This is a genomic window from Burkholderia guangdongensis (assembly GCF_013403875.1).
GTDB lineage: Bacteria > Pseudomonadota > Gammaproteobacteria > Burkholderiales > Burkholderiaceae > Burkholderia > Burkholderia guangdongensis.
In genome coordinates, this window is record NZ_JACBNX010000009.1 from 102809 (window position 1) to 129773 (window position 26965).

Genomic DNA, 26965 nt, shown 5'->3' on the forward strand with positions numbered 1-26965 from the left:
CCGCGCGGCGTCAGTTCGGCACCGCGGGCTCGACACGGCGCGGCGCATAGGTTTCCCAGCCGCTGCAACCCGGGCATTGCCAGTAAAAGAGCCGTGCCCGGAAACCGCAATTCTGACACGTGTACCGTGGCAGATTTTTGGTGCGCTGTCGGATCAGCGCACGCATCATCTCGAGCTCGTCGCGGCGCGCGCCGTCGGCGGCCGCGATCTGCGCGTCGAGCAGGTGCAGCATCCCCGACAGGTTCGGCGACTTCTCCATCTGCGCGTGCGCGAGCCGGTGCGCGGCGTCCTGTCCGCGCAGCTCGGCGATGTGCTGGTACGCGACGTCGAGCAGATCGTTCGACGAATAGCGATCGACGTAGCTCATCAGCAGCTCGGCGCCGTCCGCGGGCCGGCCCGCCGCGACGAACGCCTTCATCAGCTTGTCCGCGACGAGCGGCAGATACGCGGGATTCTGCGACTCGACGCGCTTCCACTGCGTGATCGCCGCGGCCGGGTCGCCGGCCGCCGCGGCCGCATCGCCGGACAGGATCGTCGCGCGCACGTTCTGCGGATTCGCGGCGAGCGCGAGCCGCAGCTGCTCCGCCGCGGCGTCCGCCTGCTTGCGCTGCAGCGCGTCCTGCGCGAGCTCGCAGTGGAACTGCGCGATCTCGACGCCGAGCGGGCCCGCGCCCATCGACTCGATCCGCTTCGCGGTGTCGATCGACTTGTTCCAGTCCTTCTCGATCTCGTAGATCGTCAGCAGCGCGCGCTGCGCGCCGAGCGCGTAGTCGCCGTCGGCGAGCATGTGGAACGCCTCTTCCGCGCGATCGAGCAGGCCGGCCTTCAGGAAGTCCTGCCCGAGTTCGTACAGCGCGTGGTCGCGCTCGTTGACCGGCAAATCGGTGCGGCTGAGCAGATTCTGATGCACTCGGATCGCCCGATCGGTCTCGCCGCGGCGGCGAAACAGGTTGCCGAGCGCGAAGTGGAGCTCGACCGTCTCGGGATCGAGCTTCGCGACTTCGATGAACGCGTCGATCGCCTTGTCCGGCTGCTCGTTCAGCAGAAAATTGAGGCCGCGAAAATACGAGCGCGGCAGATTCGCACTCTCGGACAACAGCTTTTTCAGGTCATAGCGCGACGCGGCCCAGCCGAGCGCGAACGCGACCGGAATCGCGAGTAACCACCAGAAATCCAGATCCATGCGAAATATCGAAGCGGAAACGAAAGCCGCGCGGTGCGCGCGGCCTCGGAGCGTTAAATGACGGGCGGCATCGGCGGTTGGTCGATGGCGGACGGCGTTTCGCGCGCGGCGCGCAGATCACGCTTCAGGCGGCCGTTCTCGAGCCGCGTCCGGAAGATCGTCGGCAGCGCGGACAGCAGCCCGGCCAACAGGCCGACGCCGAAGAACGCAAGGCCGATCAGGATCAGCGGAGCTTGCCACGCGTAGCCGGCCAGAAAATTCAGCGTCGCGGTCTGCGTGTTGGCCAACGCCAGCACCAGCAACAGCACGAACACCAGAACACGAATCAGCCAGACGATAAACTTCATAGAGCCCTCTCTCGTGGACGGAGATTTCGCCGCAGCGCCGGCGACTCCACTCCCGTTCGCCACGCCGCGCCGAACCGACCCGTATTGTAATGGAATGCGTTTCGGCCACCGAACATCCGGCGCGAATGCACGAGATTGCGCCGCACATAAAAAAAGCGCCCGCAAGGGGCGCTTCTTCTTCAGCCAGGCTGGACCGATTCCGGGTGGACCGGACGACGCTCACTGATCGCCATCCGATTCGTCATCGGCTTTCAACGGCTCGCCTGCGCGACCGTCGACGCGTTCGCGCAACTCCTTGCCCGGCTTGAAGTGCGGCACGAACTTCTCGGGCACCTGCACCTTCTCTCCGGATTTCGGGTTGCGCCCGACGCGCGCCGGGCGACGATTGAGACCGAAGCTGCCGAAACCCCGAATTTCGATGCGATGCCCTTTCGCGAGGGCGTCGGACATCGCATCGAGCATCGTTTTCACCGCGAAATCCGCATCCTTGAGGACAAGTTGCGGAAATCGCGATGCCAGCTGCGCGACCAACTCGGATTTGGTCATACTTCAGCAGACCTGTAACGCTTACTGGTTCTGGCCGTCGAGCTTGGCCTTCAGCAGCGCGCCGAGGTTCGTCGTGCCGGTGGCGGCGGAGCTCGTGTCGGCTTGCAGGCCGCGAATCGCTTCCTGCTGCTCGGCCGAATCCTTCGCCTTGACCGACAGATTGATGCCACGCGACTTGCGATCGATGTTGATCACCATCGCGTTGACCTTGTCGCCTTCCTTCAGCACGTTGCGTGCGTCTTCGACACGATCCTGCGAGATTTCCGACGCACGCAGGTAGCCTTCGACGTCGCCCGTCAGCGTGATGACCGCGCCCTTCGCATCGACCGTCTTCACGACGCCGTCGACGATCGAGCCCTTGTCGTTCATCGCAACGTAGTTGGTGAACGGATCGCCTTCGAGCTGCTTGATGCCGAGCGAAATGCGCTCCTTGTCGACGTCGATACCGAGCACGATCGCTTCGACTTCGTCGCCCTTCTTGTACTTGCGAACGGCTTCCTCGCCGGTTTCGCTCCACGACAGGTCCGACAGGTGGACCAGGCCGTCGATCCCGCCCGGCAGACCGATGAACACGCCGAAGTCGGTGATCGACTTGATCGCGCCCGTCAGCTTGTCGCCCTTCTTGAAGTTGCGGCTGAAGTCATCCCACGGATTCGGCTTGCACTGCTTCATGCCGAGGCTGATACGACGACGGTCTTCGTCGATCTCGAGCACCATGACTTCGACTTCGTCGCCGAGCTGAACAACCTTCGACGGTGCGACGTTCTTGTTCGTCCAGTCCATTTCCGACACGTGGACCAGGCCTTCGATGCCCGATTCCACTTCGACGAACGCGCCGTAGTCGGTGATGTTCGTGACCTTGCCGAACAGGCGCGTGCCCGACGGGTAGCGACGCGAGATGCCTTCCCACGGATCGTCGCCGAGCTGCTTGATGCCGAGCGACACGCGGTTCTTCTCTTGGTCGAACTTGAGGATCTTCGCGGTGACTTCCTGGCCGACGGACAGGACTTCGCTCGGGTGACGCACGCGGCGCCATGCGATGTCGGTGATGTGCAGCAGACCATCGATGCCGCCGAGGTCGACGAACGCACCGTAGTCGGTGATGTTCTTGACGACGCCGTTGACGATCGCGCCTTCCTTCAGCGTCTCGAGCAGCTTCGCGCGCTCTTCGCCCTGCGTCGCCTCGATGACGGCGCGGCGCGACAGCACGACGTTGTTGCGCTTGCGGTCGAGCTTGATCACGCGGAATTCGAGCGTCTTGCCTTCGTACGGGGTCGTGTCCTTGACCGGACGCGTGTCGACGAGCGAACCCGGCAGGAACGCGCGGATGCCGTTGACCATCACGGTCATGCCGCCCTTCACCTTGCCGGTGATCGTGCCGGTCACGAGTTCGTTGTTGTCGAGGGCCTTTTCCAGCGACAGCCACGATGCAAGGCGCTTCGCCTTGTCGCGCGACAGGATCGTGTCGCCGTAGCCGTTTTCGAGCGCGTCGATCGCGACGGACACGAAATCGCCCGACTGCACCTCAACCTCGCCCTGATCGTTCAGGAATTCCTCGATCGGAATGTAGGCCTCGGACTTGAGGCCCGCATTGACGACCACGAAGTTGTGGTCGACGCGCACGACTTCGGCGGAGATCACTTCGCCGGCGCGCATGTCTTGGCGGGTCAGCGACTCTTCGAACAGAGCCGCAAAGGATTCGGTATTCGGGTTGGAGGTTTGCAGGTCGGACATAAAATTCGGTATGTGCATGGTTTCGCGGTGCCGCCGGGATGGCTGGCTACGCCGGAAAATCCACACGGGTTAGGGTTCAACACACGCCCCGCGCATCACATTCGCACATCACATTGATTGCACGGAGCACCTTGCCACTTCAGCCCGCCTTCTCGGCGGGCTGGCTCAGCGCCCGGTACCAGCCGATCACCTGTTCGACCGCTTGTTCGATCGACAGGCCCGACGTATCGAGCAGCTTCGCGTCTGCCGCGGGCTTCAGCGGCGCGGCCGCGCGATTGCTGTCGCGCGCGTCGCGCTCACGGAGATCCCGGAGCAAGTCTTCCATATTAGCAGAAAAACCTTTTTGCATCAATTGCTTATACCGGCGGGCCGCGCGTGCCTCGACGCTCGCGGTCAGAAACACCTTCAGCACCGCGTCCGGGAAGATCACCGTGCCCATGTCGCGGCCGTCGGCCACCAGCCCCGGCGTCTTGCGGAACGCCCGCTGGCGCGCGACGAGCGCGGTTCGCACCGGCGCGTGCACCGCGATCGCCGACGCGCGGTTGCCGATCGCCTCCTTGCGGATTTCATCCGACACGTCGACGCCGTCGAGCTGCGCGCAGCCCTCGCGGAACGTGATGTGGAGATCGCCGACGAGCGTCGCGAGCGCGTCCGAATCGTCGCACGCGACGTCGTAGCGCAGGCTCGCGAGCGCCGCGAGCCGGTACAGCGCACCGCTGTCGAGCAGGTGGAAGCCGAGACTGGCCGCGACGAGCGCCGCGACGGTGCCCTTGCCGGACGCGGTCGGGCCGTCGATCGCGATGACCGGGGTCGGGTGAAAGGGTCGGGTCGATTTCATCGGCAATACGGGGTCAGGTTTTCGCGAGCGCGGCGAAGCGGTCGAAATAATCGGGGAACGTCTTGCCGACGCACTTCGGATCGTTGATCCGCACCGGCACGCCACCCAGGCTCACGAGCGAAAAGCACATCGCCATCCGGTGGTCGTCATACGTGTCGATCGCCGCGTTCGGCACGAGTTTCGCCGGCGGCGTCACGACCAGGTAATCCGGCCCCTCCTCGACCGTCGCGCCGACCTTGCGCAGCTCGGTCGCCATCGCGGCAATCCGGTCGGTCTCCTTCACGCGCCAGCTCGCGATGTTGCGCAGCGTGCTCGGGCCGTTGGCGAACAGCGCGGCGACCGCGATCGTCATCGCCGCGTCGGGGATCAGGTTGAAATCCATGTCGATCGCTTCGAGCTTGCCGTGGTCGTGGCCGATCCCGCGCACCTCGATCCAGTCGTCGCCCATCGTCACGTTCGCGCCCATCTGCATCAGCGCGTTCGCGAAGCCGACGTCGCCCTGGATGCTCGCGCGGCCGACGCCCTCGACGCGCAGCGGCCCGCCGCCCAGCGCGCCCGCCGCGAGGAAATACGACGCGGACGACGCGTCGCCCTCGACCATGATCGCACCCGGCGACCGGTAGCGCGTGCCCGCCGGCACGACGAAGCGCTGCCAGCCCTCGCGCTCGACCGTCACGCCGAAGCGCGCCATCAGCTTGATCGTGATCTCGATGTACGGCTTCGAGATCAGCTCGCCGTCGACCTCGACGACGATCCTGCCGTCCTTCGCCTTCACGAGCGGCAACGTCATCAAGAGCGCGGTCAGGAACTGGCTCGACACGTCGCCGCGCACCGTGATCGGCGCGTCGACCGAGATCGCCGCCGGCCGGATCCGCAGCGGCGGATAGCCGTCGTTCTGCTCATAGTCGATCCGCGCGCCGATCTGGCGCAGCCCGTCGACGAGGTCGCCGATCGGCCGCTCGTGCATCCGCGGCACGCCGTGCACGCGGTAGTCGCCGCCGTTCACCGCGAGCGCGGCCGTCAGCGGCCGCACCGCGGTGCCCGCGTTGCCGAGGAACAGGTCCGCGGACTTCGCGGTGAACGCGCCGCGCGTGCCGGCGACGACGCAGGTGTCCCCGTCGCGCGCGACCCTCACGCCGAGCTTGTCGAGCGCGTCGAGCATCACGCGCGTGTCGTCGGAGTCGAGCAGGTTCGTGATCGTCGTGTCGCCTTCGGACAGCGCCGCGAGCAGCAGCACACGGTTCGAGATGCTCTTCGAACCCGGCAGACGAACGGTGCCCGACGCGCTGGCGTACGGGCCGAGATCGAGATGGTCCATGAATGCTTCCTTATTGCTTGATCGTTTCCGTGGCCGGCTGGCCGGCGCCCGCGGGCTTGCCGCCGCGCTCCTGCCACGCCGAGCGCGCGGCGCGCGAACGCTCGAACACCGCCTCGAGCGCGGCGCCGTCGCCCGCGTCGATCGCCGCGCGCAGCCGCGCGAGCACGCGCGTGTAGCCGTCGAGCTCGTCGAGCAGCGCCGCGCGGTTCGCGACGCAGACGTCGCGCCACATCTCCGGGTTCGACGCGGCGATCCGCGTGAAATCGCGGAACCCGCCGGCCGCGTACGAGAATTTCAGTTCGGCGTCCGCCTCGCCGAGGATCTGCTCGACGAGCGCGAACGACAGCACGTGCGGCAAATGACTCACCGACGCGAACACGCGGTCGTGCTGCGCGGGCGTCATCCTGCGCACGTCGGCGCCGCTCGCGCGCCACATCGCGTCGATGCGCGCGACCGCTTCGGCCGGATTCTCGTCGAGCGGACACAGCACGACGTTGCGGCCGACATAGAGATCCGGCAACGCGGCCTCGACGCCGCTCGACTCGCGCCCGGCGATCGGATGGCCGGGCACGAACTGCGCGATGCGCGCGCCGAGCGCGGCGCGCGCGGCCGCGACGACGTCCGACTTCGTGCTGCCCGCGTCGGTCACGATCGTCGCGGCGTCGAGCCGCGGCGCGATCCGCGCGAGCAGCGGGCCCGTCTGAGCGACAGGCGCGGCGAGCAGCACGACGTCCGCGCCGGCGAGCGCGTCGCGCAGTTGCGCGTCGTCGTCGAGCGCCGCCGCACGATCGATCACGCCGAGCTCGAGCGCGCGCGCGACCGACGCCGGCGAGCGGCCGACGCCGACGATTTCGCCCGCTTCGCTCACTTCGCCCGGCGCACGCTCGCGCAGCGCGCGCGCGAGCGATCCGCCGATCAGGCCGACGCCGAAGATCACCAGTTTTTTGAATGCAAAGCCTGCCACGACGAGCACCAGGTTGCGCGGCGCACGGCGGGAAGCCGTGCGCCGCGGGGAATCAGAAGCACATGCAGCGCATGCAGCACGTTCAACACATTCAGCGCGCGCGCGGATACGAGCCGAGCACCTTCAGGAACGCGGCCTTCTGGCCGAGCTCCGCGAGCGCGGCCGCGACCGGCGCGTCATCGCGATGCCCTTCGATGTCGATATAGAAGTAATACTCCCACGTGCCGATCCGCGCCGGCCGCGACTCGAAGCGCGTCATCGACACGCCGTGCCGCGCGAGCGGCTCGAGCAGCTTGAAAACCGCGCCCGGCTCGTTCTTCACCGACACGATCAGCGACGTCTGGTCGTAGCCGCTCGGCCCGACCGGCTCCTTGCCGATGATCACGAAGCGCGTGCGGTTGTGCGGATCGTCCTGGATCAGCGCGAACGCGATCTGCAGCCCGTACTGCGTGGCCGCGCGATCGCCGGCGATCGCGGCGATGGTCGGATCGGCCGCCGCGAGCCGCGCGGCCTCCGCGTTGCTCGACACCGCCTGCCGCTCGAGCTGCGGCGCGTTCGCGCCGAGCCAGCGCTGGCACTGCGCGAGCGCCTGCGCATGCCCGCACACGCGCATGATGCCGTCGAGCGTGCCGCTTCGCGTGAGCAGGTTGTGATGGATCGGCAACGCGAGCTCGCCGCCGATCAGCAGTTGCGACTGCAGCAGCAGATCGAGCGTGCGCGACACCGCGCCCTCGGTCGAATTCTCGACCGGCGCGACACCGAACGCCGCGGCGCCCGCCTCGACCGAGCGGAACACCTCGTCGAACGACGGACACGGCAGCCCGTCGATCGACTGGCCGAAGTACTCGAACATCGCCTGTTCGCTGTACGTGCCGACCGGCCCGAGGAACGCGACGCGGATCGTCTGCTCGAGCGAGCGGCTCGCGGCCATGATCTCGCGCCAGATCGCGCCGATGTGCTCGCTCGCGAGCGGCCCTTCGCTCATCTGCTGCAGGCGCGCGATCACCTGCAGCTCGCGCTCCGGCCGGAACACCGGCGCATTGAAATGCTTCTTGACCTCGCCGACCTCGAGCGCGACCGCGGCGCGCTGGTTCAGGAGCGAGATGAGCTGCGCGTCGATCGCGTCGATCCGATCGCGCAGCGGCTTCAGGCGGGTATTGAGTTCGTCGTCCATGCGTAGTTGCCGTGCTGAGTGCGCACCGCGCCCGTCAGGCGCGATGCTGCTCGAATTCCTTCATGTACTCGACGAGCGCTTGCACGCCCGCGAGCGGCACCGCGTTGTAGATCGACGCCCGCATGCCGCCGACGGACTTGTGGCCCTTCAGCTGCAGCAGCCCGCGCGCCTTTGCGCCGGCAAGGAAGTCTTCGTTGCGCGATTCGTCGGCGAGGAAAAACGGCACGTTCATCCGCGAACGCACCGATCGCTCGACCTTGTTGAGATAGAAGCTGCTCGAATCGATCGTGTCGTAGAGCAGCTTCGCCTTTTCGATGTTGCGCGCCTCGATCGCCGCGAGCCCGCCCTGGCGCTTGAGCCACTGGAACACGAGGCCCGCGACGTAGATCGCGTAGGTCGGCGGCGTGTTGTACAGCGAGTTGTTCGCGGCGACCGTCTTCCACTCGAACGCGGACGGGCAGATCGGCAGCGCGCGCGCGAGCAGATCCTCGCGGACGATCACGAGCGTGACGCCCGCCATCCCGATGTTCTTCTGCGCACCGCCGAACAGCACGCCGTACTTCGCGACGTCCATCGGGCGCGACAGGATATGCGACGACACGTCCGCGACGAGCGGCACGTCGCCGAGATCGGGGATCTCGAACGTCTCGACGCCGTCGATCGTCTCGTTCGTGCACAGATGCACGTACGCCGGATCGTCGGACAGCTGCCATTCGGCGCGCGCCGGCGCGCGCGTGAAGCCGTCTTCGGTCTTGCCGGTCGCGGCAAGATGCGGCGTGCAGTATTTCTTCGCCTCGTTGAACGACTTCTGCGACCACGACCCGGTGACGACGAAATCGGCCGTCTTGCGCGCGCCGAGCAGGTTCATCGGCACGATCGCGTTCTCGCCGAGGCCACCGCCCTGCAGGAACAGGATCCGGTAATCGTCCGGCACGCCGAGGAGTTCCCGCACGTCCGCGAGCGCCGTCTCGTGGATCGACATGTACTCCTTGCCGCGATGGCTCATTTCCATCACGCTCATGCCGCTGCCGTGCCAGTCGAGCATTTCGTCGGCAGCTTGCCGCAGAACCTCTTCCGGCAGCGCCGCGGGCCCGGCGGAGAAATTGAAGACGCGCATCGTGAAGACCTCGGGAGGGACGCGGCCGGCTGTCGCCGGGCAAAAATCCGCGCCTGAAATGAAATGACCGCTTGCGCTCGCGCGCAAACGGCCATTATCGCACTGTCGTCAGGCTGCCGCCAAACCCGGCCGAACGGCCGGGCGCGGGCCGCGACCGCTTACTTGCCCTTGACGGCCGCGACTTCCTTGTCGGCCTGCGCGCGCGTCGCCTGGATCGCCTGCGGCATGTACTTCTGCATCAGGCCGTTGACCACGTCGCGGCCGACCTGATCCTGAACCTGGATGAACTTGCGGCCGGTCGGGCTCTTGTAGAACGTCGTCAGATCCTTGATTTCCGACGTGCTGTAGTACTTCGCGTACGCTTCGTACTGAGCCTGCATCGCATCGCTGCTGAAGCTCGGCGTCTCGAACACCTTGCCCGCGCCGTCGACGAGCTTCGGCACCGCGTTCTTCTGCAGCGTCGGCACGGCCGCCTGCTTCTGCTTGTCGGTCATCGTCTTGTTTTCCGACAGCGCGTCCGACAGGATCGCCGGCACGAGCTGCTTCGCCTGCATTTCGGCGCTGTTGCCGATCGCCGACACGAGCTTCGGCGCGTCGATCGCGTCGAGCAGATCCTTGATCGCCGCCTTCTTGTCGGCGTCGATCGGAGCAGCGGCTGCCGGCGCCGGAGCGGAATTCGACAGTGCCTGCGCCATCGCGAACGTCGGCACCAATGCGGCCAGCAGAACCAGTTGCTTGAATTGCTTTTGCATCATCACTCCCTCAAGGAAATATGTAATGTATGTCGCCGCACGCGGCGACCCGATCAGTCACCCGAGCGTCAGGCGTCGCCCTCCGACGCCTCGTCGGCTTCGCCATCGCCGTCCGCATCCGCTTCCGCGATCTGCTGCAAGCCGGAAAGCTTGGTACCCTCATCGAGACTGATGAGTGTAACACCTTGCGTTGCGCGCCCCATCTCGCGGATCTCGGACACGCGGGTGCGAATCAGCACGCCGGCGGTCGTGATCAGCATGATCTGATCCTCCGTTTCGACGAGCGTCGCGGCGACCACGCGGCCGTTGCGCTCCGACGTCTGGATCGCGATCATCCCCTTCGTGCCGCGGCCGTGGCGCGTGTACTCGGTGATCGGCGTGCGCTTGCCGAAACCGTTCTCGGTCGCGGTGAGCACCGACTGCTCCTCGCTGCCCGCGACGAGCAGCGCAATGACCTGCTGGCCGTCCTCGAGCTGCATCCCGCGCACGCCGCGCGCCTCGCGGCCCATCGGGCGTACGTCGTTCTCGTCGAAGCGCACGGCCTTGCCGGCGTCGGAGAACAGCATCACGTCGTGCTCGCCGTCGGTGATCTCGGCGCCGATCAGGTAGTCGCCGTCGTCGAGACCGACCGCGATGATCCCCTTGCGCAGCGGCCGGCTGAACGCCTCGAGCGGCGTCTTCTTCACGGTGCCGAGCGCGGTCGCCATGAAGATGTACTTGTCGGCCGAGAATTCCTTGACCGGCAGCACGACGTTGATCTTCTCGCCGTCCTGCAGCGGGAACATGTTGACGATCGGCCGGCCGCGCGAGTTGCGCGAACCCTGCGGAATCTCGTAGACCTTGACCCAGTACACGCGGCCGCGGTTCGAGAAGCACAGCATGTGATCGTGCGTGTTCGCGATGAACAGCGTCTCGATCCAGTCGTCTTCCTTCATCTGCGTCGCCTGCTTGCCACGGCCGCCGCGCTTCTGCGCGCGGTATTCGGACAGCGGCTGCGACTTCACGTAGCCCGCGTGCGACATCGTGACGACCATGTCCTGCGGCGTGATCAGATCCTCGGTGTTCAGCTCGGTCGCGTTCAGCTCGATCTTCGAGCGGCGCGCGTCGCCGAACTCGGCCTTCACCGCGGTCAGCTCGTCGCCGATCATCGTCGTGATCCGCTCCGGGCGCGACAGGATGTCGAGCAGATCAGCGATCTGCGCCATCACTTCGCGGTATTCGCCGATGATCTTGTCCTGCTCGAGGCCGGTCAGGCGCTGCAGCCGCATCTGCAGGATTTCCTGCGCCTGCGTGTCGGACAGCCTGTAGAGCCCGTCCGCCTGCATCCCGTACGCGGGGTCGAGGCCTTCCGGACGATACGCTTCGCGGCCGCCGGCGGTCGCGTTGTCGGTCTCGGCGCGCGTCAGCATCTCGCGCACGAGCGACGAGTCCCACGCGTGCGTCATCAGCTCCTGCTTCGCGATCGGCGGCGTCGGCGCGGCCTTGATGATCGCGATGAACTCGTCGATGTTCGCGAGCGCGACCGCGAGGCCTTCGAGCACGTGGCCGCGCTCGCGTGCCTTGCGCAGTTCGTAGATCGTCCGGCGCGTCAGCACTTCGCGCCGATGCGACAGGAAGCACTGCAGGATTTCCTTCAGGTTCAACAGCTTCGGCTGGCCGTCGACGAGCGCGACCATGTTCATGCCGAACGTGTCCTGCAGCTGCGTCGCCTTGTACAGGTTGTTCAGCACGACCTCGGGCACTTCGCCGCGCTTCAGCTCGATCACGACGCGCATCCCGCTCTTGTCGGACTCGTCGCGGATGTCGGAGATGCCTTCGAGCTTCTTCTCGTTGACGAGCTCCGCGATCCGCTCGAGCAGCGAGCGCTTGTTCACCTGGTACGGCAGCTCGTCGACGATGATCGCCATCCGCTGGCCGCGGTCGATTTCCTCGAAGTGCGTGGCCGCGCGCATCACGACGCGGCCGCGGCCGGTGCGATAGCCGTCGCGCACGCCGGCGACGCCGTAGATGATGCCGGCCGTCGGGAAGTCCGGCGCCGGGATGATCTCGATCAGCTCGTCGATCGACGTGCCGGGGTTGTGCAGCAGATGCTGGCACGCATCGACGACTTCGTTCAGGTTGTGCGGCGGGATGTTGGTCGCCATGCCGACCGCGATGCCCGACGAGCCGTTGATCAGCAGGTTCGGGATCCGCGACGGGAGCACCGACGGCTGCATCTCGTTGCCGTCGTAGTTCGGCTCGAAGTCGACGGTTTCCTTGTCGATGTCGGCGAGCAGCTCGTGGCCGATCTTCGCCATGCGAATTTCGGTGTAGCGCATCGCGGCGGCGTTGTCGCCGTCGATCGAGCCGAAGTTGCCTTGCCCGTCGACCAGCATGTAGCGCAGCGAGAAGTCCTGCGCCATCCGGACGATCGTGTCGTAGACCGCGGTGTCGCCGTGCGGATGGTATTTACCGATCACGTCGCCGACGATACGCGCCGACTTCTTGTACGCGCGGTTCCAGTCGTTGTTCAGCTCGTGCATCGCGAACAGCACGCGCCGATGCACGGGCTTCAGGCCATCGCGGACGTCCGGAAGGGCACGTCCGACGATCACGCTCATCGCGTAATCGAGATACGAACGGCGCATTTCCTCCTCGAGGGAGGTGGGCAGGGTCTCTTTGGCGAATTGATCCATGTATTCGTATCTATTCGGAGCGAAGACGGAAACGCCTTACGCATGAGCGCCGCATGCGCGACGCAACGTGAGATTCTAGCATGGCCCCTCTATCCGCCAGTTTCGCGCGCCCTCTCTATATAAGAATGGCGAAAATCCGCGCGGCGCGAATGGTTCGGATGGATCCGTACGCACCGCAACACGCCGCATGCCGCGTCCTGTCACATGCGCACATCAACATTCGTGCGCAATGCGCAATGACGCGCGCACTCTCTTGACAATTCGTGAAACTTGCGGCAGGCCGGTGTTGCGCATGCACCACAATCGGATCGGCGATGTTGGGGTGGGGAGGATTTTTTTTCGTAGGACGGGAACGATATGGCAAAATGCCAACGCACTGAAAGTCAGACGCTGCTCGACGTGAACATACCAAGGAGTGGCGCCGCGTTTTTTGTGCCGCACCAATGTTATACTCCGAGCAATGTATGACTTGTCATCGTCATCTAGCTCGCAGTAAACCTGCGGTAATCTCAAATTCGAGAGGAGAAATATGAATAAACTTTCAAAGCTCGCGTTCATTGCAGCTACCGCAGTTATGGCTGCATCCGCTTCGGCACAATCGGTGCCGGCGTCGCGACAAGCCGTGAATGACAATTGGGTGAATGGTACCGGCGAATACGTGTGGATGAACGGCACGAACGAGCTTTGCTGGCGCGATGCGTTCTGGACGCCGGCCACGGCCAACGCGAAGTGCGATGGCGCACTGGTCGCCCAGGCTCCGGCACCGGCTCCGGTCGCACCGGCCGCTCCGGTCGCAACGAGCCAGAAGATCACGTATCAGGCTGACGCGCTGTTCGACTTCGACAAGGCGACGCTCAAGCCGGCCGGCAAGCAGAAGCTCGACGAACTGGCTTCGAAGATCGAAGGCATGAACACGGAAGTTGTCGTGGCCACCGGCTACACCGACCGCATCGGCTCGGACAAGTACAACGACCGTCTGTCGCTGCGCCGTGCGCAGGCTGTGAAGTCGTACCTGGTCAGCAAGGGTATCCCGTCGAACAAGATCTACACGGAAGGCAAGGGCAAGCGCAATCCGGTCACGACGGGTTGCAACCAGAAGAACCACAAGCAGCTGATCTCCTGCCTGGCTCCGGACCGCCGCGTGGAAGTCGAAGTGGTGGGTACGCAGCAAGTGCAGACGACGCCGGCTCAGTAAGCCCGCGGTCTCACTGCCCTCGGCTGTATCAAAGCCCCGCCTTGGCGGGGCTTTTTCATTGCCGGCCCGCTCGCCGGGCCACCGCTCGCCGCTTCTTATATACTCGGGACTTGATCGCGCTTCGCGCGCACCTTCCATAGCCCGCTTATCGAGATGACCAACGCCGATCCGCACGAACTTCAGAAATTCAGCGACCTCGCCCATCGTTGGTGGGATCCGAACGCCGAATTCAAACCGCTTCACGACCTGAACCCGGTCCGGCTCGGCTGGATCGACGCGCATGCGCATCTGCCCGGCAAGCGCGTGCTCGACATCGGCTGCGGCGGCGGCATCCTGTCCGAATCGATGGCCGAGCTCGGTGCGCAAGTGAAAGGCATCGACCTGTCGACCCAGGCGCTCGGCGTCGCCGATCTGCACAGCCTCGAAAGCGGCGTGACCGTCGATTACGAGGAGATCGCGGCCGAAGCGCTCGCCGCGCGCGAGCCGGGCACGTACGACGTCGTCACCTGCATGGAGATGCTCGAACACGTGCCGTCGCCCGCGAACATCGTCGCGGCGTGCGCGACGCTCGTGAAGCCGGGCGGCTGGGTGTTCTTCTCGACGCTGAACCGCAATCTGAAGGCCTATCTGTTCGCGGTGATCGGCGCCGAATACATCGCGCAGATGTTGCCGAAAGGCACGCACGACTACGCGCGCTTCATCCGCCCTTCCGAGCTCGCGAGCTTCGTGCGCGCGACCGATCTGCACATCGTCGAGATCAAGGGCATCACGTACCAGCCGATCGGCAAGCGCTTCGCGCTGTCGAACGACACCGACATCAATTACGTGGTCGCATGCCGCCGCGCCGCGTAACCACGCTTCAGACGATGCATCCAGCATGACGACACCGCTTTCGCCCGCCCGGGCCACGCTCGACGAATCGCGCCTGCAGGGCTGCGACGCCGTATTGTTCGACCTCGACGGCACGCTCGCCGACACGGCGCCCGACCTCGCGGCCGCCGTCAACAAGATGCAGCGCGCGCGCGGGCTGCCCGAAACGCCGCTCGACGTGCTGCGGCCGCTGGCGTCCGCCGGCGCGCGCGGCCTGCTCGGCGGCGCGTTCGGCATCGCGCCGCAGGCGGACGGCTACGACGCGATGCGCGACGAGTTCCTCGCGAACTACGCGGCCGATCTCTGCGTGCGCACGGCGCTGTTCCCCGGCATCGACGCGATGCTCGACGAACTCGACGCACGCGGCGTGCGCTGGGGCATCGTCACGAACAAGGCGATGCGGCTCACCGCGCCGCTCGTCGATCTGCTCGGCATCGGCGCGCGCGCGGCGTGCGTGGTCGGCGGCGACACGACGCCGCATGCGAAGCCGCACCCCGCTCCGCTGCTGCACGCGGCCGAGCGGCTGACGCTGACGCCCGAGCGCATCGTCTACGTCGGCGACGACCTGCGCGACATCCAGGCCGGCAGCGCGGCGGGCATGGCGACGGTCGCGGCCGCGTACGGCTATTGCGGCGACGGTGTCGCGCCCGCCCAGTGGCAGGCGCAACACCTGGTCGAAACGACGCAGCAATTGCGCGAGCTGCTGCGCGATGTTGGGCTATAATGTTTGATCTGATCCGTGGGGGCGACCTGGTTTCGACAGGGGTTGTGAAGCGGCTAGGGCATGTCGAGGACCCGTCACCTCGTTAATCAATGGGAAAAACGTAACTGCAAACGACGATACGTTCGCACTGGCAGCCTAACGGCCGCCGTCCTCTGCCTAGTTCACTGACGGGCTAGTGTCGCAAGACCGGTAGCAATACCGCCAGAGGTCATATACGTCAGTTAAGCCTTGGCGGCGTCGCGACGTCCGGGTCGAAAATCCAGCGAATCGCCGTAGTGCAGCGTGTTCGTCCGCGTCGCTGCGGTTAAATCAAATGACAGAACTAAACATGTAGAACTGGTCGTGGACCGCTTCTGGACGCGGGTTCGATTCCCGCCGCCTCCACCACTTACACCGTAAAGTTTCACGAGCGACACCAAGAAACCCGCGACAGCACAAGGCTTCGCGGGTTTTTTGTTGCCGGCGACACCGAAGTTACACCATCGACAGCTAGGGGCAAGGTCACTGTAGCACTTCACCCAGCAAGTTCCATTATGCCGGTTATTATTGACAAGTACCGACATATCGGAACACCATTTCGCATGGAGAGCAGCCACCAACACATCCTGGACCTAGCCCGCACGCTGGGACTCGTCCGCCCGCGCGACCTCGTCGCGCAAGGGCTGCCTCGTGTTGCGCTCACACGTCTGGTTCGGCAGGGCCTGCTCACTCGCATCGGTCGAGGTCTGTACGCGATTCCTGACCGCCCGGTGTCGGAGCACGGCTCTCTGGCCGAAGTGGCACGCAAGCATCCGCATGCCATTGTCTGCCTGCTGTCGGCGCTCCGCGTGCACGACCTCACCACGCAGTCGCCGTTCGAGGTTTGGCTGGGCATTCCCAACAAAGCACGGGCGCCAAAGATGGAGTACCCGCCACTGCGCATCGTACGCTTTTCGGGATCTTCGCTGACCGACGGTATCGAAGAACACCAGGTCGATGGCGTGACGGTCCGTGTGACCAGCGTCGCCCGCACCGTGGCCGACTGCTTCAAATTCCGCAACAAGATCGGCCTTGATGTAGCGTTGGAGGCACTGCAGGAGACTTGGCGCGCCAAACGGGTCAGCATGGATGATCTCTGGCGTTACGCCACCCTCTGCCGGGTGGCCAATGTCATGCGCCCCTATATGGAGAGTCTGTCATGAACGAACGCAACGTGGCAGCCTCTGTACGTGCCCGACTGCTCAATCGCGCACGCGAGACCCAGCAGGATTTCAGTCTGGTACTCACGCGCTATGCCATTGAGCGCCTACTGTATCGCATCAGCATCTCGAACCACGCTGACCAGTTCCTGCTGAAAGGTGCACTGCTGTTCGACCTGTGGTTCGACATCCCGCATCGTCCGACACGGGATGCTGACTTTTTGGGGTTTGGTTCGACGGAGTTGCCGCACATCGAGGGCATCTTCAAGGAGATCTGTGCCATCGAGGTCCTTGATGGCGTGGCATTTCAACCTGACACTGTGCGCGCCGCCGAAATTCGCAAAGAGGCCAACTACGCCGGTGTGCGGGTGATGTTGCTCGGCATGATCGATGGTGCACGCTGTCAGATCCAAATCGACATTGGCTTTGGCGACGCCATCACGCCGGGACCTGAAGATGTCGAGTACCCCGTCATGCTGCCGGAGTTCGCGGCACCGAAGCTGCGCGTCTATCCACGCTACACCGTGGTCGCCGAGAAGTTCGAGGCGCTGTCATCGCTGGGCATCGCCAACAGTCGCATGAAGGATTACTTCGATCTCTGGATACTGGCTCGCCACACCGACTTCGACGGCGACATCCTCCGCCAAGCCGTGCAGGGCACGTTTGATCGTCGCAAGACGGCATTGACGCAGCAAGCTCCCTTCGGTCTCACGGACGCTTTTGCGCAAGATGCGCAGAAGCAAACACAGTGGCTGGCATTCTTGAAGAAGAACAGACTTCAAGAACTGATGCTTGAGGAAGTTATCGTTGCAGTGCGCGCCTTCATGCTGCCTGTCCTGCACGCGGCCAGCGCCGATGCGGCACTCCCCCTATATTGGTCCGCTGGCGGACCGTGGTCGCCAGCGAAGGATGCGCTCCGGCCGCGGGTGCCATTGCCGACTGCAGCCGAAAATTCCTGTGGTACATTTGGGGGTACATCTTCAGGAAATTATTAGCTTTCTGACGACATTCCACCATTATTTCGATTCCCGCCGCCTCCACCATCCGATACCTTGCCTTCTTCAAGCGCTTCGCGCAGATCGGCCAGCGGCTCACCGGCGTCGGCCTCGATGGCCTTGGGCATTGGCGATTTTCTCGATGTCCATCACAGCACCTTTCTGATGTCCTTGGGGAGCATGTCACCTCAGAAGACCGGTTTGCCAAGGCCGCATCAACACGTGCATCCAGCCGTAGCGGCAACGCCGCCGCGGGCGTCGCCTCACACCCGGGCGCGGCATGAAATCCGACGTGATGGATTCGATGCCGTCAAACATCGACGGCTGCAGCCGCTCGAGCAACGCGGCTCGAGATACGCGAGCGTCGAGCGTTCGAGGATCAATGGCGAAGAACTTCGCGAGGGTCAGCCTGCAGCCGTCGAAGTGGTCGAGTACGCGCAGGTAGGCAACCGCCTCGGAGAATCGGCCGCCGAGCACGCGCGCCGCCTCGCCGGCCTCCTCGCGCCGCTCGAGCGCGACGTGCGGCTCGTACTGCTCGGGCGCAGCCAAACGCGCCGCCACGGCGTTCGCCATGAAGTCCCCATCGTCATCGACGTCGTCCTGGTCGATCCGCGTGGCGAACCGCTCCTTTCGATTCACGAAGCGGCCGAACCGCTTCCGTAGCGTGTCGACGATGGTGTCCCGCAGATCCTCGTCCTCGGGATCGAGCTCGGCGCCTCGTTCGACGCGCATCTCGTCGGCGAGGATCCACACCTCATTTGTCAGGTCGTCGACGGAGTGATCCCCTTCCGACGCGCGAGCAATCCACTCGAGCTGTCGGCGAATCAGCGCGATCAATCGTCCGAAGAACGTGTCTTGTCCGATGGGTGACATGCGCCCATCCTAGGGCAGTCACCGGCCCTCAACAGGGATAGGCGCATAAAATCAGACAAGTCTTAAGCCCATCGAGTCCGCGGCACGCCGGGCGTGCAACAGTCCGTGTCTGCGTTTCCTTCGGCGCATCGCCGACACGTGCTCAGCACTCAATTGATCGGGTACAGTACGCGAGGGGATGTTTCGATCAACCGCCGACAAGAATCATTCGAATGGTCCGCTCTGCCTGCCGCCGCCTACTCAGCATCAGCCTCGCATTGCTCGCCGTCACCGCGCAGGCCCATGTCCCCCACACCGATCCCGATCTCTCCCAGGCGCGGCGCCTGGTCAGTCAGAGCCGTCAGTTGGTCAAGGACGCACATCGCCGGGATCCGCATGGATTCGGCGGTCACGAGGCCAAGGCGGCAGAGTTGCTTCGGCGGGCCTCGCTCCAGCTCAGCGAAGCGCGCGACTTCAGGATCTACAACGCCGGCAAGCCCGCCCAGCCGCCCCATCGGATCACGCGGCATGCGGGCCGTTATCTCGCATCCCATGGGGCACGGCAGCGGATGTCCTGATTGTCGATTCACGACGCGGCCGAACCGCGTCTGTATCAGGCCACGATCAACCCATGTTTCGGCAATAGCCGTTTCAGCACGAAGTGCCGGTGGTGCTCGGCGGCCGAGTGGAAAAGATACGCGTGACTGCTCCGGATGCGCGTGAAGTCCCTCGCCTCCAGCGCCGAAATCAGTTCGCCCGTCCATTCGTGCTCGACGTACCGCCTGCATTCCGCCACCTCCAGCGCACCGCTTCCAAGCGCCGCGACCCACGCGTCCTCGCGCTCATCGCGCTTGCCCTCGTGCGCAATCAGACGCCGGACCTCCGGCTCGATCCTGTCGAACGGAATCACCTGAGCGCGCGTCGCATCCGCATAGCGCGCGCCGGCGAAGCGCGCGAAAAACGCATGCAGCTGGCGGCACGCATCGAGATAGTTGTCCGGATTGCTGCGTTGTTCGATTTCGCCGTCCTTGTAGCGGAACGACCATTTGAGAAACGGTCTGTCCGGGCAGGTATCGACGCTGCCATGCCCGATCCGCGCCACGTTTTCGATCCATCCATAGAACGCCTGGAAATGCGCCGCCGAACCCTCGATGTAAGCGCGGGTTTCCTCGCCGTGCTCGTCCGACACGCACACCGAGCCCGCCTCGATGCAGTTCAGCCACGACGTCACGCCCGAAAAACCGAAGTGCGCGAAGGTGTCCGCATACACGTGAGCCGCGATGCCCGCGAGCACGAGTCCGACATCGTCGGCGGCGAGCGTCAGGTGCTGCTCGAGCATTTCGCGGGCGATCTCGCTGTCTTTCCGGCAGACGAGTTTCTCGAGGTAAGTTTTCCCGCTCGCACCGGGCAGGAAATGGAACGGCACCCACACCATCCGGCTATCGTCACGGCCGGCCTTGTGATCGGTGCCGCGACGCACGAGACCGCAAACCTCCCGGCCCAGCCGGCTCACCTCGGCATCGACGCCGGTTTGCAGCGGATGATGCGCGGTCGGGATGCTCACCACCGCTTCGCATGGATCTCCTTCATCCTGCCGGACGGAAATGATGTCCTCGTCGTTCTGATCGTCGACGTTCTGTGAAGCGTGGGCGACGATCTCCGCATCCTCTTTCGGAATGCCCGCCGCGGCAGCCATCGCGTAAGTGCCGTAATAGTGCATGTCGCGCTGCATGGCCCCCCCTCCATCGAACTTGTCACGTGCGGGTTGCAAGCGCGGGCATCGCTCAATGCCCGCCGAGCAGCAATCCGACATTGCGCTCGGCCAGCGCGGCGATCGTGCGCGACGGATTGAGCCCCAGCGGACGCGGAACGATCGAACCGTCCATCACGTACAGCCCGTCGTAGCCGAACACTTCCCCGGCCGCATTCACGACGCCGTCCGCTCGCGTGATGCCCATGTTGCAGCCGCCAAGCGGATGCGGCGTGATCAGCTTGTGCAGGTCGCTCCAGGTCGGCGGAATGAAAGCGTGCCCGCCCGTCGCGGTCGACAATCGCTCATGCGCATCGACCATCGCGTCGACAAGCGCCGCCGAGCGCACGTACGACCAGTCGAGCCGCAGCTCGCGACGCCACGGCGCGAACCAGCAGCGACCGAGACGCATGCGCCCGTCCCCCGCGTCGACGCCCTGACCGAACCACGGCATCATGTGCTCGAGCGGATCGCCGGAATCGAAGTGGCGCGCGAAAGCCTTCCAGAACAGGCGCGGCACCCCGCCCCGCGAACGTTCGAGCCGGCGGTGCACGAAATCGTGCATCAGATCGGGAATGCCGCCATCCTCGACGAACAGCGCCTGCCGGTGCTCGGCGGCACGGTCCAGCAGGTCGATCGCCACGGAAATGGTGACGCCGTGCGATGGCGAAATCTCGCGATCGCGATAGAGCGTGGGCGTCACGAAATCGCCGTTGAACGCCCAGCCCCAGCCGAGTCGCGGCGATAGATCCGGCAGCGTGCGATGTTCGTCGCGACAGCGCAGCAGCAACTCGGTGCTACCGATCGAGCCGGCGCCGAGGATCACCTTGGCCGCCGTCGCGGTGCCGCGCGTGCAACTGCGCGCGGCCGAATCGACGACGTCGAAATGCACGCGCCATCCGCCACCGATCGGCTCGAGCTTTTGCACGACGTGCAGCGGCAGGATCTTCGCGCCGTGGCGCTCGGCCACGGCCAGATAGTTCAGATCGAGCGTGTTCTTCGCGCGCACCTGGCAGCCGATATCGCAGTTTCCGCAGTGCACGCAGGTGCCCTGCTCGACGCCGTGCACGTTGATGAACTTGACCGAATGCCGGTCGTCGCGCGCATTGGGCAGCGTTGGATCGTAGCTCGGACAAAAGCTCACCGCGAGCGGCAGCTTGCGGTAGCGGCTCCCCCAGCCGCACGCGTCGGCGGCCTCGCGCACGAGGCGCGCGCGTTCGCTGAGCTGGTTGTCGGGCACCTCCTGCACGGACAGCATGGCACCCACGCGCTCGTAGTGCGGTTTCAGCGCGTCGTACGTGATCTCCGGCGGCCAGCCACTGCAGAACGCGCTGGGCTTCGCTTCGACCGACACGTTCGCGTAGATCAGTGATCCGCCGCCGACACCCGCCGCGGCCACGACCGACATATTGGAAAAAACGCGCAGATCGGCCCATCCGTGAAATAGCTGCGGGTGCTGCTGATTCCACAGCCACGGATCGCTTTCGTCGCGCGGATACGTGCCCGGCGTCCAGCGCCGGCCGCGCTCCAGCACCAGCACCTTCCACCCCGCCTCCGCGAGACGGCACGCGGACACCGCGCCGCCGAACCCGCTACCGACGACGATCACGTCGTATTCCATTACGCTCATGTCGACGACCTCCCGCACAGGACCGCCAGCGTTGCAAAGCAATGCGAAACGAATGATGCAAACAGGTCCGCCGCCATCGAATCCATTGACTAATATAGGTGATCAAAGCAATGAGAAAGTGATGGACTGCAAACGTAGAACCTTCCTGCTGGGCGGTGCGGGGGCCGCGACCCTGCTCGTCGTCGGCTGGGCGGCGTGGCGCACCGACGACCGGCTCGCCACGCCCGCGTCGTTGAAGTCGATGCGCGACGACATACCGCTGAACGGCTGGGTGCTGATCAACGCGAACGACGACGTGACCGTCGTGATGAGCCAGTCGGAAATGGGCCAGGGCGTGCATACGGGTGCCGCGATGCTGCTCGCCGACGAGCTCGACGCGGACTGGTCGCGCGTGCGCATCGCGATGTCGCCGCTCGACACGATCTACAAGAACCGCGAAAGCCTCGCCGACGGCCTGCCGTTCCGCCCCGACGACACCGGCCCGGTCGCGCAAGGCACGAAGGCACTCGCGCGATTCGGCGCGCGCTTCGTCGACGCGATGGCAACGGGCGGCTCGACGAGCATCATCGAACTGTGGCGTCCGATGCGGGAAGCCGGCGCCGCCGCGCGCATGATGCTGCGCAGCGCCGCCGCGCGGCAATGGGACGTGCCCGCCGACGAATGCGAGACGAAAGCCGGCCGCGTGCTGCATCGATCCTCCGGACGCTCCGCCACATACGGCGAGCTCGTCCATCTCGCGGCCGGCGAGCCGCGCCCCACGCGGATCGAACTCAAGGACCCGAAAACCTTCACGCTGATCGGCAAGCGGGTGAATCGCATCGAGGCGCGCGCGAAGACCGACGGCAGCGCGCGCTTCGGCATCGACGCGCTGCCCGACGGCTTGCTGTACGCGAGCATCACGATGTGCCCGACGCTCGGCGGCAAGGCGGTGGGTTTCGACCAGTCCGGGGTCGCGAGCATGAACGGCGTGACCGGCATCTTCAACATCGATCCGTACAACGGCGGAACCGGCGGCGTCGCGGTGATCGCGGAGAATCCGTTCATCGCGCTGCGCACGCTGTGCCAGTTGTCGATCTCGTGGGATCACGGGCCGGCTGCGCACGTCAGCACCGGCGACGTGCGCGCGACGCTGCTGCGCGCGCTCGACGGCGATGCGGGCGGCCACGTGTTCTATGCGACCGGCGACGCCGATGCCGCGCTGAGCCGGACGACGCCGGTCGTCGTCGAGTACGAAGCGCCCTACCTCGCGCACGGCGCGCTCGAGCCGATGAACTGCACCGCGCAGGTCGACGACGATTCGGCGACGATCTGGGTCGGCACGCAGTTGCCGATGGTCGCGCGCAAGGCCGTCGCGAATGCGCTCGGGCTCGACGACGAGCGCGTGTACGTGAACCAGCAACTGATCGGCGGCGCGTTCGGCCGGCGGCTCGAGGTCGACTTCATCGCGCAGGCCGCCGCGATCGCGCGGCATGCGAAAGGCCGGCCCGTGCAGACGATCTGGTCGCGCCCGCAGGACATGGCACACGACTTCTATCGCCCCGCGTGCGTGGCCCGCTTCAGCGGCGCCGTCGATGCCGGCGGCACGCTCGTTGCATGGAAATGCGTGTCCGCGAGCCAGTCGATCAGCGAGCAGGCGGTGCCCCGCACGTTCGGGCTGCCGAGCGCCGCCGTGAAGCTGATCCCCGACGCGACCACGACGGAAGGCGCGTTCGACCAGGCGTACGAATGCGGGAACGTCCGCGTCCAGCACAACACCGTGACGCTGCCGGTTCCCGTCGGCTATTGGCGCTCGGTCGGGCATTCGCATCAGGCGTTCTTCGTCGAGAGCTTCATCGACGAGATGGCGGCGCTCGCGCGCAAGGATCCGGTGCAGTTCCGTCTCGACATGCTGCAAAAGCCGGAACACGCGCGCCACGCACGCGTGCTGAAGACGCTCGTCAAGCTGTCCGGCTGGCGCGCGCCGGCGACGTGGCGCGACGCCGCCGGCACGCAGTTCGCGCGCGGTGTCGCGATGCACGAATCGTTCGGCAGCATCGTCGCGCAGGTCGCCGAGATCCGGAAGGTCGAAGGCGGCTCCGGCTCCGGCGTCGGCTTCGACTTCGGCCACGGCGTTCGCTTCGCCGTCGCGCGCATCTTCTGCGTGATCGACTGCGGGCTCGCGGTGAATCCGAACCTCGTCGAGCAGCAGATGGAAGGCGGGATCATCTTCGGGCTGTCGGCCGCGCTGCAGCAGGCGATCACGATCGAGCAAGGCCAGGTCGGGCAGCACTATTTCGACGAATTTCCGCTCGTCGACATGCAGACGTGCCCCGAGATCGTCACGTGCGTGATCGAAAGCGGCACCGAGCCGCGCGGCGTCGGCGAGGCCGGCACGCCGCCCGTCGCACCGGCCGTCGCGAATGCGCTCTTCGCGCTGACGGGCACGCGCCGGCGGACGCTGCCGCTCGTCACGCCGCCCACGCCACAAACGGGAGAGGACCGATGGTGTCAGTCCGTATCAACCGGGAAACCTTTGACGTCCAGTCCGCCCCTGACACCCCGCTGCTCTGGGTGATCCGGTGCGAACGCAAGCTCACCGGCACGAAGTTCGGCTGCGGCATCGGCGTCTGCGGCGCATGCACGGTGCTGAAGAACCGCGACGAGGCCGTCCAGTCGTGCCAGATTCCGGTCGGCACGCTGAACGGCGCACCCGTGACGACGATCGAAGGGCTCGACAGCGTCGAAGCGCGCGCGCTGCAAGCCGCGTGGCTCGCCGATGACGTCGTGCAATGCGGCTATTGCCAGAGCGCGCAGCTCGTCACCGCCACCGCGCTGCTGATGCAATGTCCGCACCCCAGCGATCGTCAGATCGACGATGCGATGAAAGGCATCGCGTGCCGCTGCGGCACGTTTCCCCGCATTCGCAAGGCGATTCACCGCGCGGCCGCAGCGTTGGCGAAGTAGCGCCGCCGGTCACGGATGGCCGGCGTGCGTGGTGATCTGCATGAAATCGGCGGCGACGCGGTCCGCGCCGTAGGTTGCCTCGAACTGCTTCAACCGCTGGCCGACCGCCGCGAGATACGCGGCGCGAGGTTCCGACGGCGGACGCACCGTGTCGAACAGCGGCGCCGGCGTGACGACGAGCACGACCATCTCGGTGCCGAACGGCCGGCCGATCACCCAGTCGCCCATGCTGCCGATCGTCGCCGCGTAATCGGGCGGCGCCTGATTGTCGCGCTCGTGGCTGCTCGGCACGAGATGCACGACGCTGCCGTTCAGCACGTAATAGTCGACGTAGACGTACGAGTTGAAGGCCGGCGTCGTGATGTCGATGACGAGCGGGTTGTCCTCCGTCAGCGTCGCATCGGGCGGTTTCGTGCGGATCGACGCGCGGTGCGCGGCCGCGCGATTCGATTTCCAGTATGGCGCGAACGCGTTCACGACTTCGCAGTTTTGCGACTCGACCGGCTGCACGTCGAGACTGGCCGTCTGCGCGCCCGGTATGCCGCCGAGCGCCGCCCTCAGTTTCGCGATGCCGGCGCCGCCGTCGAGATAGCCGCGCACCTGCAGCGCGCGATCGCGCACCGACGCGTCGAGTGCCGAACATGGGATGCCCGCGAGCGCGGTCAGCACGGACGGCAGCGAAACCGCCGGCGGCGTGGACGATACGGCATTGTTCGGCGCGGCGGGTGCGGGCTGCACGGATGCGACCGGCGCACTGCCGGCCGCGCCCCCCGGGTTTCCGGCGGTCGCGCTCGACTGCGCAAGCGGGCTCGCTTCCGGATGCCGCTCGCCGCCCGGTCGCGAAAGCGCCTGATAGCCGTACCACGCGACGGCGACCACGGCCGCCGCGCATGCGCCGATCGCCGCGACGCGCGCGGACGGCATCGGCGACGCACGCTCGAGCACGCGCATCCCTTCGAGAAACGCCTGAACGCTCGGCGTGCGCGTCGCGCGATCGAACGACAGCGCCGCGTTCAGCGTTCGCCATTGCGTGCGGTCGAGCCCGGGCGGGCGCTCCGCGCGCAGATTTTCGCTGCGCGCCTGCGTCGCAGACAGCCGGTTGAATGGATGGCGCCCGGTCAGCAGTTCGTACGTCACGCACGCGAGCGCGTACACGTCGTCGCGCGGATCGGGCTCGCGATGCTCGAACATCTCCGGGCTCGCATACGCGGGCGTGATGCCGCCGAGCGTCGCCGGGTCGAACACGGTGACGTCCGGATCCTCGTCGCGCCGCTGGAACACGCGGGCGATGCCGAAATCGATCACCTTCACTTCGCCGCCGTCCGTGAGGAACACGTTGGCCGGCTTGAAGTCGCAATGGACGAACCCGCGCTCGTGCGCGTACGCGAGCGCCTGCCCCATGCCCGCGACGATCGGCAGCGCGGCGTCGAGCGGCAGCCCCGCGAAGCCCGGCGCGCGCAGCACCTTGCTCAGCGGCTTGCCGGACAGGTACTCCATCGTCAGATAGACGAGCGGCCCATCGCGATCGAAGTCGTACACGGTGACGATGTTGCGATGCGCGAGCGTCTGCGCCTTGCGCGCTTCGCGCTGCAGCGCGATCAGCGACGTCGGCTTGCCGCGAAACTGCACGTTCAGCACCTTGATCGCGATGTGCGGCTTGCGGTCCGACGCCTCGAGCTTGCGCAGATCGAGCGCCTTGTAGACGGTGCCCATGCCGCCGACGCCGAGACACTCCTCGAGCACGAAGCGCCCGTTCAGCGTGTCGCCGATGCCCTTCACGCGCTCGCCGTCCGCGAGCGCGTCGCCGCCCGGCGGCACGCCCGGATGCGCGACGGTCTGCGCGGTGCCCTCCTGGATGCGCGTTTCGTCGCTCGCGGGGGCGGCGCTGTCGTGAAAGCGCTCGATATGCTGCAGCACCTCGGTATAGACCGCGTCGGGCAGCGGGTGCGTGGTCTGCGTGCGGTCGAGCACTTCGCGCAACCGCGCGACATTGACCCGGTCGGTCGCGAGCACCCGGTCGATCTCGGAGAAAAACGCGTCATGCGACAGCGCGCCACTCTGAAATGTCTGAATCAGCTGCGCAAGGCTCATCGCTCGTATGCCTTCCACTCAGCTTCGCGCAGGCCGACGCGAGTCGGCGCGCCGCGGCGCCACCTGGCCAAAGGGTCGTCGTTCGCATG

24 protein-coding genes and 1 other RNA gene are annotated in these 26965 nt (G+C 65.7%); 9 read left to right on the forward strand and 16 right to left on the reverse strand.

Annotated features, from left to right (window positions below; genetic code table 11):
• Positions 1-10 precede the first annotated feature (10 nt).
• The 11 genes from lapB to gyrA form a co-directional block, all read right to left on the reverse strand.
• Positions 11-1183: a lipopolysaccharide assembly protein LapB gene (gene lapB, locus HZI36_RS10650; RefSeq protein WP_179402612.1), complete on the reverse strand. Its 1173-nt coding sequence runs from the start codon at positions 1181-1183 to the stop codon at positions 11-13.
• 53 nt (positions 1184-1236) lie between these two features.
• Complete coding sequence (locus tag HZI36_RS10655) at positions 1237-1530, reverse strand: lipopolysaccharide assembly protein LapA domain-containing protein (protein ID WP_179402613.1); 294 nt, start codon at positions 1528-1530, stop codon at positions 1237-1239.
• Positions 1531-1749: 219 nt separating this feature from the next.
• Positions 1750-2076: an integration host factor subunit beta gene (locus HZI36_RS10660; protein ID WP_179402614.1), complete on the reverse strand. Its 327-nt coding sequence runs from the start codon at positions 2074-2076 to the stop codon at positions 1750-1752.
• A gap of 21 nt (positions 2077-2097) precedes the next feature.
• Entirely contained in the window at positions 2098-3828 is a 1731-nt protein-coding gene (gene rpsA / locus HZI36_RS10665; RefSeq protein WP_179402615.1) for a 30S ribosomal protein S1, read from the reverse strand.
• A gap of 121 nt (positions 3829-3949) precedes the next feature.
• Positions 3950-4648 carry a (d)CMP kinase gene (gene cmk, locus HZI36_RS10670; protein ID WP_179402616.1) on the reverse strand — a complete coding sequence of 233 codons (699 nt, stop codon included), beginning with the start codon at positions 4646-4648 and terminating at the stop codon, positions 3950-3952.
• Between the two features lie 13 nt (positions 4649-4661).
• Positions 4662-5966 carry a 3-phosphoshikimate 1-carboxyvinyltransferase gene (aroA, locus tag HZI36_RS10675; RefSeq protein ID WP_179402617.1) on the reverse strand — a complete coding sequence of 435 codons (1305 nt, stop codon included), beginning with the start codon at positions 5964-5966 and terminating at the stop codon, positions 4662-4664.
• Positions 5967-5976: 10 nt separating this feature from the next.
• Positions 5977-6930 (reverse strand): prephenate dehydrogenase/arogenate dehydrogenase family protein, encoded by a 954-nt coding sequence (locus tag HZI36_RS10680; protein WP_179402618.1) that lies wholly within the window; start codon positions 6928-6930, stop codon positions 5977-5979.
• A 91-nt stretch (positions 6931-7021) separates the two neighbouring features.
• Positions 7022-8104, reverse strand: coding sequence for a prephenate dehydratase (gene pheA / locus HZI36_RS10685; RefSeq protein WP_179402619.1), 1083 nt, complete (start codon positions 8102-8104; stop codon positions 7022-7024).
• A 34-nt stretch (positions 8105-8138) separates the two neighbouring features.
• Positions 8139-9221 carry a 3-phosphoserine/phosphohydroxythreonine transaminase gene (gene serC, locus HZI36_RS10690; RefSeq protein WP_179402620.1) on the reverse strand — a complete coding sequence of 361 codons (1083 nt, stop codon included), beginning with the start codon at positions 9219-9221 and terminating at the stop codon, positions 8139-8141.
• A gap of 158 nt (positions 9222-9379) precedes the next feature.
• Positions 9380-9973, reverse strand: a complete 594-nt coding sequence (locus tag HZI36_RS10695) for a DUF2059 domain-containing protein (RefSeq protein WP_179402621.1) — start codon at positions 9971-9973, stop codon at positions 9380-9382.
• A 68-nt stretch (positions 9974-10041) separates the two neighbouring features.
• The gene (gene gyrA / locus HZI36_RS10700; protein WP_179402622.1) at positions 10042-12648 is read right to left on the reverse strand and encodes a DNA gyrase subunit A; all 2607 of its coding nucleotides are present in this window, start codon (positions 12646-12648) and stop codon (positions 10042-10044) included.
• A gap of 529 nt (positions 12649-13177) precedes the next feature.
• Between gyrA and ompA the strand changes: the two genes are divergently transcribed.
• From ompA to HZI36_RS10730, 6 genes are all read left to right on the forward strand, one after another.
• The gene (gene ompA / locus HZI36_RS10705) at positions 13178-13843 is read left to right on the forward strand and encodes an outer membrane protein OmpA (RefSeq protein ID WP_179402623.1); all 666 of its coding nucleotides are present in this window, start codon (positions 13178-13180) and stop codon (positions 13841-13843) included.
• A gap of 153 nt (positions 13844-13996) precedes the next feature.
• On the forward strand, positions 13997-14695 hold the full coding sequence (gene ubiG / locus HZI36_RS10710; RefSeq protein ID WP_179402624.1) for a bifunctional 2-polyprenyl-6-hydroxyphenol methylase/3-demethylubiquinol 3-O-methyltransferase UbiG: 699 nt from the start codon (positions 13997-13999) through the stop codon (positions 14693-14695).
• A gap of 25 nt (positions 14696-14720) precedes the next feature.
• The gene (gene gph / locus HZI36_RS10715) at positions 14721-15437 is read left to right on the forward strand and encodes a phosphoglycolate phosphatase (RefSeq protein ID WP_179402625.1); all 717 of its coding nucleotides are present in this window, start codon (positions 14721-14723) and stop codon (positions 15435-15437) included.
• Positions 15438-15454: 17 nt separating this feature from the next.
• Positions 15455-15824: a transfer-messenger RNA gene (gene ssrA / locus HZI36_RS10720) on the forward strand.
• A gap of 194 nt (positions 15825-16018) precedes the next feature.
• Positions 16019-16618, forward strand: coding sequence for a type IV toxin-antitoxin system AbiEi family antitoxin domain-containing protein (locus tag HZI36_RS10725; protein WP_179402626.1), 600 nt, complete (start codon positions 16019-16021; stop codon positions 16616-16618).
• Positions 16615-17610, forward strand: coding sequence for a nucleotidyl transferase AbiEii/AbiGii toxin family protein (locus tag HZI36_RS10730; protein WP_179402627.1), 996 nt, complete (start codon positions 16615-16617; stop codon positions 17608-17610). The genes HZI36_RS10725 and HZI36_RS10730 overlap by 4 nt, the downstream gene beginning before the upstream one ends.
• Here the strand turns inward: HZI36_RS10730 and HZI36_RS27225 are convergent.
• Positions 17607-17738, reverse strand: a complete 132-nt coding sequence (locus tag HZI36_RS27225; protein WP_281376268.1) for a hypothetical protein — start codon at positions 17736-17738, stop codon at positions 17607-17609. The two genes, HZI36_RS10730 and HZI36_RS27225, sit on opposite strands and share 4 nt — an antisense overlap.
• A gap of 55 nt (positions 17739-17793) precedes the next feature.
• Positions 17794-18483, reverse strand: a complete 690-nt coding sequence (locus HZI36_RS10740; protein ID WP_179402628.1) for a hypothetical protein — start codon at positions 18481-18483, stop codon at positions 17794-17796.
• 212 nt (positions 18484-18695) lie between these two features.
• Here HZI36_RS10740 and HZI36_RS10745 point away from each other — a divergent pair, with 212 nt between their 5' ends.
• Positions 18696-19040, forward strand: coding sequence for a hypothetical protein (locus tag HZI36_RS10745; RefSeq protein ID WP_179402629.1), 345 nt, complete (start codon positions 18696-18698; stop codon positions 19038-19040).
• A 35-nt stretch (positions 19041-19075) separates the two neighbouring features.
• Here the strand turns inward: HZI36_RS10745 and HZI36_RS10750 are convergent, their stop codons facing one another.
• A complete protein-coding gene (locus HZI36_RS10750) occupies positions 19076-20194 on the reverse strand; it encodes a DUF6765 family protein (protein WP_179402630.1) in 1119 nt (372 codons plus the stop codon).
• A 52-nt stretch (positions 20195-20246) separates the two neighbouring features.
• On the reverse strand, positions 20247-21842 hold the full coding sequence (locus HZI36_RS10755; protein WP_179402631.1) for a GMC oxidoreductase: 1596 nt from the start codon (positions 21840-21842) through the stop codon (positions 20247-20249).
• A gap of 121 nt (positions 21843-21963) precedes the next feature.
• Here HZI36_RS10755 and HZI36_RS10760 point away from each other — a divergent pair, with 121 nt between their 5' ends.
• Positions 21964-24396, forward strand: a complete 2433-nt coding sequence (locus HZI36_RS10760; RefSeq protein WP_179402632.1) for a xanthine dehydrogenase family protein molybdopterin-binding subunit — start codon at positions 21964-21966, stop codon at positions 24394-24396.
• Positions 24324-24785, forward strand: coding sequence for a (2Fe-2S)-binding protein (locus tag HZI36_RS10765; RefSeq protein WP_179402633.1), 462 nt, complete (start codon positions 24324-24326; stop codon positions 24783-24785). The genes HZI36_RS10760 and HZI36_RS10765 overlap by 73 nt, the downstream gene beginning before the upstream one ends.
• A 9-nt stretch (positions 24786-24794) precedes the next feature.
• Here the strand turns inward: HZI36_RS10765 and HZI36_RS10770 are convergent, their stop codons facing one another.
• Complete coding sequence (locus HZI36_RS10770; RefSeq protein WP_179402634.1) at positions 24795-26876, reverse strand: serine/threonine protein kinase; 2082 nt, start codon at positions 26874-26876, stop codon at positions 24795-24797.
• Positions 26877-26965: the final 89 nt, after the last annotated feature.